Genomic DNA, 13,338 nt, shown 5'->3' with positions numbered 1-13,338 from the left:
CTAGTTGGCCTCTCGGGTGGCGAGCTGTTCGGCGGAATCGGCGACCCCGAAGGCCTGCGGGATGGGCTGGCTGGCCATGTAGAGGCGCTGGGCGATCCTGCGCGGGATCGGGAGGTACTGGAACTCGCCGTTGATCCGCCCCTCGGAGTCCATCGGCCGGGCGTTGAAGCGGACCACGGAGACGATGCGGTACGGGTCGCGGCCGTGCGAGTCCAGGACGGCGATCTCGGTGATCTTTCGGGAACCGTCGGCGTGCCGGGTGAGCTGGACGATGACGTCGACGGCGCTGTTGATCTGGTCGTGCAGCGCCTCGAACGGGACGTCGATCTCGGACATCGACGCCAGGGTCTGCAGACGCATCAGCGCGTCCTCGGCGTTGTTGGCGTGGACGGTGGCGAGCGAACCGTCGTGACCGGTGGACATGGCCTGGAGCATGTCGAGCGACTCGCCGCCTCGGACCTCACCGACGACGATGCGGTCGGGGCGCATACGCAGGGAGTTGCGGACCAGGTCGCGGATGGTGATCTGGCCCTTGCCCTCGACGTTGGCCGGGCGGGACTCCAGTCGGATCACATGGCTCTGCTGGAGCTGGAGTTCGGCGGAGTCCTCGATGGTGACGATGCGCTCGCTGTTCGGGATGAGTCCGGAGAGCGCGTTGAGCAGGGTCGTCTTGCCGGTACCGGTGGCGCCGGAGACGATGACGTTGAGCTTGGCCTGGACGAAGCCGGACAGCAGGATCAGCATCTGCTCGTCGAGCGAGCCGATGCTGATCATCTCCTGGAGCGTGAAGGCCCTGGGGAACCGTCGGATGGTGAGCGTCGCGCCGGTCAGCGACAGCGGCGGGATGATCACGTTGACACGCTCGCCACTGGGTAGACGCGCGTCAACCATCGGATTCGACTCGTCGACACGGCGGTTGACGGTCGACACGATGCGCTCGATGGTCTGCATCAGCTGCTCGTGCGAGCTGAAGCGCATCGGGAGCTGTTCGACCCTGCCGCTGCGTTCGACGAAGATCTGGTCCGGCCCGTTCACCATGATCTCGGTGATGGACGCGTCCTCCAGGAGCGGTTCCAGGATGCCGAGGCCGAGTGCCTCGTCGACGACCCGGCGGATCAGCTGGGTGCGCTCGACGGTCGAGAGGACCGGACCTTCGCGGCTGATGATGTGGCTGAGGACGCGCTCCAGCCTCGCCCGCCGGTCTGCGGCGGCGAGCGAGGACATCTCGGCCAGGTCGATCTCTTCGAGCAGCTTGGCACGGTAGGCCGCCACCATGTGGCTGTCCTCCCGCCCCCCGCCGTTCTTCTCGGGGGCGTTCATGCGTGCCCGCAGACTCATTGCTCACTCCTCGTTCCGACTTGCTTGTTGAACCGCCTACGGGACGGCCGTGCCGTACGGCCCGGGGTCAGGTGCGGGGCATCGTGGAGCTGCGTTCGGCCGTGCCCCAGATGTTGACGCCGGGGATGATGTCGGGCACTTCGACCCTGACCGTGCAGGTGACCTCGTCGAAGGAGGAGCCGCCTGGGCGGAATTTGGCCCGCTTGGCGGTCCAGCCGCTCATCGCGTCCCTGGCCGCTCCCTTGTCGCAACCGCCCATGGACATGCTGGCCGCGCGGGCCCCCGCACGGGCCCCGGTGCCCGCCTGGTTGGCGGCGTACGCGGCGATGCCGGTCTGGATCGCGAGGAGGCCGACCAGGAGCAGCAGGGGCAGGAAGCCCAGGTACTCGATGGCGACCTGTCCGCGGTCGCGACGGGTGGCCTCAGTGGTGTCCGGGGCCGTGCCGCCGGATGTGCGCACGCTCATCGCTCAGCCCTCCATCGGGTACGCGCCGTGGCCTGTGACGGTGAACGGCCAGTTGAGCACTCCCGGCGCCAGCACCGGCACCTTGAGCCTGACCTGGGCCGTGTACATGCCCGACGAGGTCCGCCTGCACGTCGTCCTCATCGTCTCCTCCCAGGCGTCCGGGAGGTCCTTCCTGGCCGCCTCCTGGCATTCCAGCGTCCGGGTCCCCTCCGTGATGGCACCCTGGTGCGCCGCCTGGTCGGCGGCGTTGCCCGCGAGGGAGAAGGTGTAGCCGATCAGGGCGCACTGCCAGAGCGCGATGCCGAGCAGGATGATCAGCGGGGTCATGCCCAGGCCCTCGATCGCGGTCTGGCCCCGGTCGCGCTCGCGCCCGGACATCCGCTCACGCAGCAGCGACCGCCCGTGCGCCCGCTCGCGTCCGTTCAGCCCGTCACGCGACCGGCCGCGCACCCGGGAGACCCCGTGGGCGCCCGGCCGGGAAGGATCGGCGCGATGCCTTCCCGGTATCCCCGTGTCTGTCGTCTCGGTGAGTGCCATTGGTCAACTTGCCCCCTTGGTCGTCGCCCGGTTCCGGGAGTCGCCGTCGCGTCGGCCACCGCGTGGGCGGCCGATCGAGCCCCGGTCGTTCTTGAACTTCGCGCCGCTCCTCGCGCCGTTCTTCTCCGGCTTCTCAGGAACCTTGACGATGCCGAGCTCGCCCGCAAGGGCCCAGAGGGCCTGTTTGACCGTGCTCTTGGAGTCGAGCTCGTGGAGTCGGCCGGCGTCGACGACGGCCTGGAGTTCCTTGAAGTTGGCGGGAACGGCCGTCTCGGCCATCCGCGTTCCGGTGATCTTCTCGACGAGGGGTGGCTGGATCTCGGTGTTGCGGGTGAAGCGGTTGACGAGGGTGACCGTCTCCTCCGCCTTGCGGATCTGGAGCCGGTCCCACATCCGTACGAGACGCTTGGCACCGCGCACCGCGATGACGTCCGGGGTGGTGACCAGCAGGGCGGTGTCGGCCATCTCGATGGCCGCCGCGTTCGCGCCCTGCAGCTGGCTGCCGCAGTCGATCACCACGACCTCGTAGCGTGTGCGCAGCGCGCTCACGATCTGCCGGGCCGAGCGGTCGCTGACCTCCTCGGCGCTCTCGCCCTCGCCCGGTGCCAGGAGCAGGGACAGTCCGGTGCCGTGGGTGAAGACGACGTCGGACAGGACGCGCGGCGTGATGTCGTTGATCGTGGAGAGGTCGACGACGGACCGCCGGAACTGCACGTCGAGGTACGAGCCGACGTCGCCCGCCTGGAGGTCCATGTCGACCAGGGCGACATTGCGCCCGGACGCCTGGGCCGCCAGGGCGAGTTGTACGGCGGTGACGGTGGTCCCGACGCCGCCCTTGGCGCCGCTGACCGTGACGACGGCGCCGCCGGGGCCGGTGAAGACCTCGGCGCCGGTGCTCAGATGACGCCGCACGCCCGCGGACCACTGGGCCGCGGACTGGACGCGGTTGACGAGTTCCTCGTAGCTCAGGGGCAGGGTGACGACGCCTCGCGCACCCGATTCCATCGCGGACGAGAACAGGCCGGGGGTGACGTCGGCGGTGATCAGCACGACCCCGATCGCGGGGAAGCGCAGCGAGACCTCCCGGATCAGTTCCAGTGCCGGCACCGGACCGATCCGCTCGTGGACCAGCACGACCTCGGGCAGCTCGTCGAGCGACTCGCCGGCCAGCCGGGCGAGGGTGTCGATGAGCTGCGTCGAGTCGCCGACCGGAGCGGCCGGTTCGGCGTCGGGGAGCTGGCTGAGCAGGGTGGTGACGGATCTGGCCGCGTCGACGTCACCGACGGCCGGGAGGATCCTCGTGGTCATCCGATCCTCACTTGTCCTTGTCGAGCGTGTAGGTGCGGTCGCCCGGACGGATGGTGCTGTCGCTTCCGGAGGCCAGGAGCGCGAGGCGTACGTGCTGCGCGAAGGACTCGGCGTAGGCGATGCGCTGGGTGTCGAGCGTGTTCAGGGCGAAGGTGATTGGGACGGCCTCGGTGCCCATGTTGGACTTGCCGTCGCGGCTCGGCTCCAGGGCCGTCAGCTTGCCGACGTCCAGCACCTTGGCGTTGGAGACGATGACCTTCGACTGGGAGGGATCCCCGTCGCGTTCACCGGCGAACGTGGCGTAGATGTTGACGGTGGCACCGGGCGTGATCTTGCCGGCGACGCCGGTCGCGGCGTCGATCATGATGGCGATCTCCTGCTCCCCGGGCTGGAGTTCGGGGCGCTTCTGCATCATGTCGGACTGGAGCAGGGAGCCCTTGCGCAGCTGGGTGACGGCGATCTTGCCGTTCACCTCGGAGAGGTCGGTCACGGCATTCGTGGAGAGCCAGCGCTTGGGCATCGAGATCTTCTCGAACTGCCCGGACGACAGGGCGGTGTAGGGGGCGACGTCGGACTTGAGCTGGTAGGCCGAAACCTCGGGGCCCACCTTGGAGTTGACGTCGCTGATCACCGAGAGCACGCCGGCGAAGGCGCCGAAGGCGCACAGAACCGACAGGAGCAGGAGTATCACGCCGCGGCGCTGGCGGGAGTTCATGGGCCGGACAACCTCGTTCGATTCGGATGCGTGGGGCAGCGGACAGGAGGGCGTCCACGGAGGAAAGCGGAAGCGCTAGGACCGTGGTGGTGCGGGCGCTCCGTGGCTGAGGACACCGGCATGTGGCATTCGGTTCTCCGCCGCGGGCAGCGGCGAGGAGCAGAACCCGCAGAGGTCACCTATGAGTTCCATTCCGCACCAGCGGCAGATGTCCCGACGCACGGAGCACACCAGTTGGTACAGGACGGAGATGTCTGACAGATAGGCGGCGAATTCCACCAGCTTTCCGGTTCCCCACCAGCCGGGGGAGCCGGAGGGAAGTGCGGCCTCGTGAACGGTCTGGACCTTCCACGCGGGCGCGAGGGTCTGTTTGACCCACTCGGACTGCGACTGCCCCTTGGCGGTCATCAGTTCGGTGGGGAATTCCGGGCCGGTCGGCGGTTCCGCCTTCGGGCCGATCGTGACGAGCTGTGGCTCCGGACTCGCGACCACCGCGAACTGGGAGCCGGGCACCCAGGACTTGGCATGGGTGCGGAGGTCGACCGGAACCCTGTCGAACTTGGTGACGGAGTGCAGCAGCGCGCCCGCATGGATGTAGTGGGACAGCAGCCGGGCGGCGGAGGCGACCACTCCCGGGCTGAAGTCGCAGATGGACAACTGGCGCAGTTGCCGCACGAGCACGGCGACGCCCAGTGGAGGAAGGTCCACCTTGAGCAGAGCGATGCGATCGCTCTCCAGAACGGAACGCACGGAGTATAGCCGACGTTCATGGACGGGAGCGATGCTACTCGGGTAGACAACGACGACGTAGCCGTGCTGCTCCAGCAGCACGTGCATGTCCCCGATGGCCATCTCCAGCGGCTGGGCATCCGGAGCCTGCAGCAGCGCGGCGGTCGGCGTCTGCTGGTCGGTCGGAGGCAGTACCAGATCAGCACTTGTCACTGCTATTGCGGTCGGCACACCGTTCCCCGTTTCAACTCCGGCCAAACATCGGTCATGACGCCGGCCGCAATTACTTCTGATCCGCGCTCTGCCTCAGCACTTTATCCACGTCTTACCTGGCAGAGAACACTTTCCGGAGGCCAGTACGACAACGTGAGGAAGACCTCGGGTCAACGCCCGCGCGTCAAATCGGATCAAATCGAAAATCGTTAACTTCTGTACCACTGCGGAGAGTTACGGATCGGCCTTCCGGCGGCCCGCGAGCCCGAATTCGTCTCCGCATGTCAGGCCGGATGCGGAACCGGCGCACCCGACGACCCGGCGGCGGGCGGGCGGTCACTGTCCGAGCACCCGGACCACGTCACCCGCACGGGGCAGGGCAGGGTCAACAAAACGTCAATTCATGGAGGCGCGGCGGTGATCGTGAAGGGTTCGCGGGGTGTTCACGGGACGTTCGCGAACGAACGGCGGGGCGACTGGGAATCCGGCCCGGCGGGCGGGCGCCCGACTGCGGTCGCTGCCAGAGGTCTTGACAACTCGATTGGTCTGGACCAGCTTTAGCGGCCAGCGGCGACCGCCGCCGTCCGGATCCCCGCCCCTCCATCCCCCCGTCACTCCCCGGACAGCAGCGGTACCGCCGGCCGACACGGCCGAACACGCCCCCGTTTCCCCCTACTTCCCCGCCAGTCGTCCCCCATCCCCGGCCTCGTCCCCGAGCCTCACCCCATTTCCGTGCTCCGGGGACACACCGCCGCAGCACCGACCGCCCGTCAACCCGCCCCGCCCGCCCTCCGGTCCACCCCCGGACAGCGGCCCGTGTGCCGCGTCCGCCTTCCCCACCCGTCGGCCCCCACCCGTCGGCCCTCACCGTCCGATTCCCCCCGACTCCCCCACGGAGGCAGCACAGTGGAACTCTCCCCCGCCCACGGGCCCAGAGCCCGGATGCGCCACACCCGGCCGCTGCTCGGCACCGCGATGGCCGTCCTCGCGGCCGGCGCGCTCACCGCCACCGCCCTCGTCGGCAGCGCCCAGGCCGCCGACGTCAATGTCGCCAAGAACCCGGGCTTCGAGGCGGGGCTGGCCGACTGGACGTGTTCCGGCGGCACCGGCGAGGTGGTCTCCTCCCCCGTGCACGGCGGCACCGGCGCCCTCAAGGCCACCCCGGCCGGAGCGGACAACGCGCGCTGCTCCCAGACCGTCAAGGTGAAGCCGGACTCGACCTACACGCTCAGCTCCTGGGTGCAGGGCGGATACGCGTACCTCGGCGCCGACGGCACCGGGACCACCGACGTCTCCACCTGGTCGCCCGGCTCCACCGGCTGGACCCGGCTGACGACCACGTTCAAGACCGGCCCGAGCACCACCTCGGTCACGGTGTACACGCACGGCTGGTACGGGCAGGCCCCCTACCTGGTCGACGACGTCTCGGTCAGCGGCCCCGACGGCGGCGACGGTGGCGGCGAGACGCCGCAGGTGCCCGGCGCGCCCGCCGGTCTCGCGGTCGGCACGGCCACGACCTCCTCCGTGTCGCTCTCCTGGAACGCGGTGTCCGGCGCGACCGGCTACACGGTCTACAAGGACGGCGCCAAGGCCACCACGGCCACCGGGACCTCCGCCACCATCACGGGCCTGGCCGCCGACACGGCGTACCAGTTCGCCGTGACCGCCACCAACGCGGCCGGCGAGTCCGTCAAGTCCGCTTCCGTCAGCGCCCGTACGGCCAAGGACGGCGGCGGCACCCCCAACCCGAACCCCTCCGTGCCCAAGCACGCGGTGACCGGCTACTGGCAGAACTTCAACAACGGCGCGACCGTGCAGAAGCTCAGCGACGTGCCCGCGAACTACGACATCATCGCGGTCTCCTTCGCCGACGCCACGACCACGCCGGGCGCCGTCACCTTCAACCTGGACACGGCCGGGCTGAACGGTTACACCGTCGACCAGTTCAAGGCCGACATCAAGGCCAAGCAGGCCGCCGGGAAGAACGTCATCATCTCGGTCGGCGGCGAGAAGGGGACCGTCTCGGTCAACAACGACGCCTCCGCCACCAACTTCGCGAACTCGATCCACACCCTCATCCAGGAGTACGGCTTCACCGGCGTCGACATCGACCTGGAGAACGGCCTCAACTCCACGTACATGACGAAGGCGCTGCGCCTGCTGTCGCAGAAGGTGGGCTCCGGCCTCGTCATCACGATGGCGCCGCAGACGATCGACATGCAGTCGACCTCGGGCGAGTACTTCAAGACGGCGCTCAACGTCAAGGACATCCTGACCGTCGTCAACACGCAGTACTACAACAGCGGTTCCATGCTCGGCTGCGACGGCAAGGTGTACTCGCAGGGCTCGGTGGACTTCCTGACCGCGCTCGCCTGCATCCAGCTGGAGGGCGGCCTCGACCCGTCGCAGGTCGGCCTCGGCCTCCCCGCCTCCACCAGCGGCGCGGGCGGCGGCTACGTCTCCCCGTCGGTCGTGAACGCGGCCCTGGACTGCCTGGCCTCGGGCACCGACTGCGGCAACTTCAAGCCCTCGAAGAAGTACCCGGGCATCCGCGGCGCGATGACCTGGTCGACCAACTGGGACGCCAAGTCGGGCAACGCCTGGTCGAACGCGGTGGCCCCGCACGTCCACGGACTGCCGTAACCCCGCCACGGCGTCGACCGCCGTGCAGCATCCCTGACCAGCAGCGCCGCCGCTCCCCCGGCGGCGCTGCTGCGTGTGTCAGAGGGTTTCCGCCGTGCAGTGCCGCGCGGCTTCAGAACCCGCGCCCTATGTCGCGAAGGGGTACTACGGGATGCAGAGCGGTCCCATGTACTGGAGGGGGGACGACTGAGCGAGCGGTCCGGCGGCGCGCGACGTGCGGTGCGCGGAGGGGAGCCGGGCTCGTGCCCGGCGCGCGCTTCCACACCCCCCGGCCCGAACGAGCCCGTCATGGATGTCGCGCCGTCGCGGCACGGGACGGCCGCGGGGTTCCCGTGGGACCCTGTTCGGCACACCATGCGGCGACGGGGGGAGCGACATGGCGGGGCCACGGCTGGAGGCACTGGGCGAGAGAGATCCGGCGACGCTCGGCGCGTACCGGCTGCTCGGGCGGCTGGCCTCCGGCGGGATGGGGCGGATCTACCTCGCGCAGGCAGCGGACGGACAACTCGTAGCGGTCAAGACGCTGTTGGCGGAAGGGGAGGCCGGCCCCGTCGACCGGCGCAGGTTCGCCCGCGAGGTGAAGGTGGCGCAGCGGATCGACAGCGCGTTCACGGCGCGCGTGCGGGAGGCCGATCCGGACGCCGGAATCCCCTGGATGGCCATCGACTACATACCCGCCCCCTCCCTGTCCGAACTGGTGCGCTCCGCAGGGGTGTTACCCGCATCGGCGGTACGGTGGCTGGCGGCCGGGACGGCCGAGGCGCTCGTCGTGCTGCATCGCGGGAACATCGTCCACCGGGACGTGAAACCGCAGAACATCCTGCTGCCGTTGACCGGCCCCCGCCTGATCGATTTCGGCATCTCGCACGCCAACGATCTCACCCTGACCGGCCTCACCCTCGGCACCATCGCCTTCACCTCGCCCGAGCAGGCCCGTGGCGAGGGCTCGACGGCGGCGTCCGACGTGTACTCACTGGGCGCCACCCTCTTCCATCTGGCCACGGGACGGCCCCCGTACCGGGCCGACGGCGACACGCTCGCGCTGCTCGGGCGGGTGCAGCGCGGTGAACTGCACCTCGACGGGCTGCCGAAGGACCTCGTCCCGCTGATCCGTCCCTGTCTGGCGGTGCGGTCGGCGGACCGTCCCGCACCGGCGGACGTGCTGCGCGAGTTCCGACGGTCGATGGCCGGGTTGCCGTTCTCGCAGAGCGGGAGTCGCTGGCTGCCGCCGCGCTGGACGGCACTGATCGAGGAGTACGAGCGACGAGGCCACGAACTGCGCCGCTCCGCGACGGCCGGCGCCGACGAACCGACTGTGGACCAGCGCACGTCGGCGGTGCCGCCTCCGCCCCGGACCCGTGTGTACACCGGGGACGTCGCGGTGGAGGAGAGGGCACGTGCGGAACGGGAGAGGGCCAGGCAGCGCGAACGGGAACAGGAGCGTGAACGGGCCCGGGAACGGGAGCAGGAGCAGGCGCGGGAACGGGAGAAGGCCCAGGAACGGGAGCGCGAGCGGGAGCGGCAGCGGGAGGAGGAACGGAAGCGGGCGCGGGAACGGGAGCGGGCGGCCCGTGAGCACGAGCGCGCGGAACGGGAACGGGCCGAGAAGCGGGCCGCGCGCGAACGTGCCGCCCGGCTCGACGCCGAACGGGCCGAGAAGCGACGGGGCGAGGAACGGCTCCGTCAGGAACGGGCCCGCACCAGGGCCTCGTCGTCCTCGCGCCCGTCGGCCTCCCCCGGCGCGGGCTCCGGCTCGGCCGCCGGCTCCGGCTCGCGTGCCGCCGCCCCGGCGACGGGGAACGGCTCCTCCGGCGGCTGGTGGCTCCTGCCGGTGATCCTCGTCGTGCTGCTGGTCTGGCAGCCGTGGAAACCGGACTCCGACGGCGGCACCAGCACGTCCACCAGTTCGTCCGGCGGCGGGTACACCTCGTCCTCCGGTGGCGGCAGCGGAACCGGAAGCGGCGCCCGTTCGTCCTCCTCCACCGTCGACGACCCCGCCCCCACGCCCGACGCCACCGACACCGCCTTCCGCAACGTTTCGACCGGGGACTGCCTCACCGCGTACGACGACGGCTACGAGGACTGGTCCACGTCCGTGCCGCGCACGGTGTCCTGCGGGGCCGCCGACGCCTACACGCGGGTGACGTCCGCGCGGAAGGGGATCCGCTTCGGCGACTGCCCGGTGGGCAACGGCCGTACGTACTGGTACCACTCGGGCTCGGTGCCGGACTTCGGCGTGTCGTTGTGCGTGGAGCGCCAGTTCCGCACGGGCCAGTGCTTCGTGGCCAGGATCAGCGGCACGAAGGTCACCAAGTCGCGCCTCATGAACGTCTGGAGCTGCGACGCGGAGAAGGTTCCCGCAGGCTTCAACGCGACCCTGCGGATCACCGGGTACCACCGGGCGCAGAAGACCTATCCGCAGGGCTATTGCTCCCGGAGCCGGGACGACCGGAACTACTACTGGATCTACGACGTGGACGGCGGCAAGAACGTCCTGTGCACGACGTACAGCCGCTGAGGCCCGAGCGGTACGGCCGCCGGGGCCCGACGGGCGGTTTCCCGGGGGCCGGGGTCGGTCGGCCGGGGCCGCAGGAGCACGGCGCGGTGCTCCCGCGGCCCTGCGGTCCCGCACGGGGGTCGGATCAGCCGAGGACCGCGAGCGCGTCGATCTCGATGAGCAGGCCCTTGGGCAGCCCGACGTAGACCGTGGTGCGGGCGGCGGGCGGGGCCTTCAGGTCCTGCTCGGCGAAGTAGGCGTTGTAGATCTCGTTCATCTCGGCGAAGTGGTCCACGTCCGTGAGGTAGACGCGCATCATCATCACGTCGTCCCAGGTCGCGCCGCCCTCCTCCAGGATCGCCTCGACGTTGGCGAAGGTCTGGAGCGTCTGCTCCCGCAGCGTCGGACCGGCCGGGGTCGGTGCCTGGCCCTCGACGGCGGGGAGGAAACCGACCTGGCCGGCGACCTGGAGGATGTTCCCCTTCTTCACCCCGTGCGAGAACTTCGCCGGCGGCGTGGTGTGGGTGCTCGGGGTGAGGGCGGTCTTCTCGGTCATGGCTGTTCAGGCTCTCCTGGGTTGGTTGGTGCCGGAGTAGTCCCGGCTGATGGCGTCGGCGGTGCGGCGCACCAGCGGGAGCAGGGTGAGGAGTTCCTCGGCCGTGACGACGACGTTGGGCGCGGAGACCGACATCGCGGCGACCACGCGTCCGTCCGCGCCCCGGACGGGGGCGGCGACACAGTTGATGGACTCCTCGTGGCCGCCGAGGTCGGTGGCCCAGCCCTGTTCGCGGACGACGGCGAGTTCCTTGAGGAAGGCACCGGCGTTCGGGGTCGAACGGGGCGTGTACATGGGGTAGTCGAGCCTCTCGGCGACGGCGCGCCGCTCGGGTTCGGGAAGGTCGGCGAGGAGCAGCTTCGCCACGGCGGCGACGGTGATCGCGACGGGCTTGCCGATCCGGGAGTACATGCGGACCGGGTAGCGGCTCTCGACCTTGTCGATGTAGAGGACCTCGTTCTCCTCGTACACCGCGAGGTGCACGGTGTGGCCGCAGCTCTCGTTGAGTTCGACGAGGTGGGGGTGGGCGATCTCGCGTACGTCGAGGTTCTCCACGGCTTCCTGCGCGAGGGCGAAGAGGCGGGCACCGAGGCGGTAGCGCTGGTCCTGCTGGCGGTAGACGAGGCCGTGTTCGTGGAGCGTACGGAGCAGGCGCAGCGCGGTGGACTTGTGGACGCCGAGCCGCTCGGCCACCTGTCCGAGGTCGGCGGGCCCCTGGGCGAGCAGCGGCAGGATGCTCAGCGCGCGGTCGACGGTCTGGCTCATGCGCGCACCTCGCTGTCCCCGCGGCCCTCGCTGTCCCTGCGGCCCTCGCCACCCGTGGCCGGATGCCCGGACGGGTGCTCGGTCGAAGGCCCGGAGGGGCGCTCGGCCGGGTGCTCGCTCGGGGCGCCCGGCCGGCCCGTCCCGCCCGTTCGCTGGTCGCGGTCGCTCACGTCGTACGTACCTCCTGCTCCTCCCCCGTCCACCCGGGGCCGAGACGAAGTCTCCCCCAGGCCTCGTCGTCCAGCGCGGCGAGGGCGTCGGCGCGGGCGCGGGACGGCGGGGTCGTGAGGTCCCCGGGGACGGTGAGCACGGCGGCGGCCATGAGGTGGCCGTGCCGGACCCGGTCGCGTACGCCCAGGCCCCGCAGGGTCGCGGAGAGGAACCCAGCGGCGAAGGCGTCACCGGCGCCGACGGGTGCGACCACGTCGACGCGGAGGGCGGGGACGCTGGTGACGGTGTCGGTCCGCCCGGTACCGGCCCGTCCGGTACCGGTCCGCCCGGTACCGGTCCGTCCGGTGTCGGCCCGTCCGGAGTCCGCTGCTCCGGCATCCGCTGCTCCGTCGCCCGCCTCTCCGGCGACCGCGCCTCCCGTACGCGAGAAGACCGTGGCCCCCTCGGCACCGCGCTTCACGACCAGGACCGCCGGCCCGGGGAGCGCCGCGCGGATCGCCTCGGCCCCGTTCAGCCCCCACGCCTCCTCCGCCTCGTCCTCGCCGACGAAGACCAGGTCGCAGCCGCGCGCCAGGTCCAACAGCACTCCGGGGCCCGCGGCGGCGTCGCGCCACAGGCCGGGCCGGTGGTTGACGTCGAAGGAGACCAGCGGGCGTCCGGGACGGGGCGGGGTCAGGTCGCGGAGCAGGGCCAGGCAGTCTGCGGAGAGCGCTGCCGTGATGCCGGACAGGTGCAGCACGCGGGCCGCGAACAGCGCCTCGTACGGGACGTTGTCCGGGGACATCGCGGAGGCGGCGGAACCGGCCCGGTAGTAGGCGACCTCGTGCACGTCGGTGCCCCGGTCCGTCGCCGTACGGAAGTAGATGCCGGTGGGCCGCGTCGGATCGCGCCGCACCGCGGAGGTGTCGACCCCGTACCCCGCGACGGCCTCGACGAGGTGGTCCCCGAACCCGTCCGCGCCGACCCTGCTGACCCAGGCCGCCCGGTGGCCGGCCGCGGCGAGCGCGCAGGCGACGTTGGACTCGGCGCCGCCGATGCCGCGGCTGAAGGAGGGCACGTCGGCGAGACGGCCGGGCCGCGACGGCAGGAAGGTCACCATGGACTCGCCGAGGCACACGACGTCGACGGGCGGGACGGAGCCGGTGTCGGCGGTCCTGGCCGGGGTTCCGGGCACTCGGGGCTCCTCGCGTGATCGGTGGTGCGGTCGTTCGGGGCGGCCGACATGGCGGTGGGCGGCCGGTGAGCGGTCCGTACGGTGGTCGGGGCGGCGGTGCGACGGCCAGGACGGTGCGGCGGATCCCGGAGAGTGGCGCCCGGTCTCGCCGATGCCCCGGCGCCGTGCTGCCATTGACCCGGTGTCGGCTCGGATGTTAGACAGCGACAAGCGATATACGCAATGG

Annotated in this window: 12 protein-coding genes; 2 read left to right on the top strand and 10 right to left on the bottom strand. The window is 70.7% G+C overall.

The annotated features are described in order from the left end of the window. The 6 genes from AMK22_RS03355 to AMK22_RS03330 all read right to left on the bottom strand — a co-directional run bounded on the left by AMK22_RS03355 (position 1) and on the right by AMK22_RS03330 (position 5,306). Positions 1-1,338, bottom strand: a complete 1,338-nt coding sequence (locus tag AMK22_RS03355; protein ID WP_073781702.1) for a CpaF family protein — start codon at positions 1,336-1,338, stop codon at positions 1-3. A gap of 67 nt (positions 1,339-1,405) precedes the next feature. Beyond that, positions 1,406-1,804: a TadE/TadG family type IV pilus assembly protein gene (locus AMK22_RS03350; RefSeq protein ID WP_073781701.1), complete on the bottom strand. Its 399-nt coding sequence runs from the start codon at positions 1,802-1,804 to the stop codon at positions 1,406-1,408. Positions 1,805-1,807: 3 nt separating this feature from the next. After that, positions 1,808-2,341 carry a pilus assembly protein gene (locus AMK22_RS03345; RefSeq protein ID WP_338014128.1) on the bottom strand — a complete coding sequence of 178 codons (534 nt, stop codon included), beginning with the start codon at positions 2,339-2,341 and terminating at the stop codon, positions 1,808-1,810. 3 nt (positions 2,342-2,344) lie between these two features. Further along, positions 2,345-3,649 carry an AAA family ATPase gene (locus AMK22_RS03340; RefSeq protein ID WP_073781700.1) on the bottom strand — a complete coding sequence of 435 codons (1,305 nt, stop codon included), beginning with the start codon at positions 3,647-3,649 and terminating at the stop codon, positions 2,345-2,347. 7 nt (positions 3,650-3,656) lie between these two features. Further along, the gene (gene cpaB, locus AMK22_RS03335) at positions 3,657-4,364 is read right to left on the bottom strand and encodes a Flp pilus assembly protein CpaB (protein ID WP_073781699.1); all 708 of its coding nucleotides are present in this window, start codon (positions 4,362-4,364) and stop codon (positions 3,657-3,659) included. Between the two features lie 75 nt (positions 4,365-4,439). Continuing rightward, positions 4,440-5,306, bottom strand: coding sequence for a hypothetical protein (locus AMK22_RS03330; protein WP_073781698.1), 867 nt, complete (start codon positions 5,304-5,306; stop codon positions 4,440-4,442). Positions 5,307-6,248: 942 nt separating this feature from the next. Between AMK22_RS03330 and AMK22_RS03325 the strand changes: the two genes are divergently transcribed. Further along, positions 6,249-7,949 (top strand): chitinase, encoded by a 1,701-nt coding sequence (locus AMK22_RS03325; protein WP_443333269.1) that lies wholly within the window; start codon positions 6,249-6,251, stop codon positions 7,947-7,949. Between the two features lie 376 nt (positions 7,950-8,325). Continuing rightward, positions 8,326-10,467, top strand: coding sequence for a serine/threonine-protein kinase (locus AMK22_RS41720; RefSeq protein ID WP_073781697.1), 2,142 nt, complete (start codon positions 8,326-8,328; stop codon positions 10,465-10,467). Positions 10,468-10,591: 124 nt separating this feature from the next. On the opposite strand, the gene AMK22_RS03315 is transcribed toward AMK22_RS41720, so the two are convergent. From AMK22_RS03315 to AMK22_RS03305, 4 genes are read right to left on the bottom strand one after another with little or no spacing between them, the layout of a single operon-like run. Then, positions 10,592-11,002, bottom strand: a complete 411-nt coding sequence (locus tag AMK22_RS03315; protein WP_073781696.1) for a RidA family protein — start codon at positions 11,000-11,002, stop codon at positions 10,592-10,594. Positions 11,003-11,008: 6 nt separating this feature from the next. After that, positions 11,009-11,767: an IclR family transcriptional regulator gene (locus tag AMK22_RS03310; RefSeq protein WP_073781695.1), complete on the bottom strand. Its 759-nt coding sequence runs from the start codon at positions 11,765-11,767 to the stop codon at positions 11,009-11,011. Further along, positions 11,764-11,937 carry a hypothetical protein gene (locus tag AMK22_RS39385; RefSeq protein ID WP_158072021.1) on the bottom strand — a complete coding sequence of 58 codons (174 nt, stop codon included), beginning with the start codon at positions 11,935-11,937 and terminating at the stop codon, positions 11,764-11,766. Before AMK22_RS39385 ends, AMK22_RS03310 begins: the two co-directional genes overlap by 4 nt. Next, complete coding sequence (locus tag AMK22_RS03305; RefSeq protein ID WP_073781694.1) at positions 11,934-13,112, bottom strand: sugar kinase; 1,179 nt, start codon at positions 13,110-13,112, stop codon at positions 11,934-11,936. Before AMK22_RS03305 ends, AMK22_RS39385 begins: the two co-directional genes overlap by 4 nt. Positions 13,113-13,338: the final 226 nt, after the last annotated feature.

The organism is Streptomyces sp. CB01580, from assembly GCF_001905795.1.
Lineage (GTDB): Bacteria > Actinomycetota > Actinomycetes > Streptomycetales > Streptomycetaceae > Streptomyces.
This window is presented reverse-complemented; position numbering and strand designations above follow the sequence as displayed.

Coding starts and splice junctions, on each gene's coding strand:
- AMK22_RS03355 (WP_073781702.1), bottom strand. CDS start 1,338: ATGAGTCTGCGGGCACGCATGAACGCCCCCGAGAAGAACGGCGGGGGG.
- AMK22_RS03350 (WP_073781701.1), bottom strand. CDS start 1,804: ATGAGCGTGCGCACATCCGGCGGCACGGCCCCGGACACCACTGAGGCC.
- AMK22_RS03345 (WP_338014128.1), bottom strand. CDS start 2,341: ATGGCACTCACCGAGACGACAGACACGGGGATACCGGGAAGGCATCGC.
- AMK22_RS03340 (WP_073781700.1), bottom strand. CDS start 3,649: ATGACCACGAGGATCCTCCCGGCCGTCGGTGACGTCGACGCGGCCAGA.
- cpaB (WP_073781699.1), bottom strand. CDS start 4,364: ATGAACTCCCGCCAGCGCCGCGGCGTGATACTCCTGCTCCTGTCGGTT.
- AMK22_RS03325 (WP_443333269.1), top strand. CDS start 6,249: ATGCGCCACACCCGGCCGCTGCTCGGCACCGCGATGGCCGTCCTCGCG.
- AMK22_RS41720 (WP_073781697.1), top strand. CDS start 8,326: ATGGCGGGGCCACGGCTGGAGGCACTGGGCGAGAGAGATCCGGCGACG.
- AMK22_RS03315 (WP_073781696.1), bottom strand. CDS start 11,002: ATGACCGAGAAGACCGCCCTCACCCCGAGCACCCACACCACGCCGCCG.
- AMK22_RS03310 (WP_073781695.1), bottom strand. CDS start 11,767: ATGAGCCAGACCGTCGACCGCGCGCTGAGCATCCTGCCGCTGCTCGCC.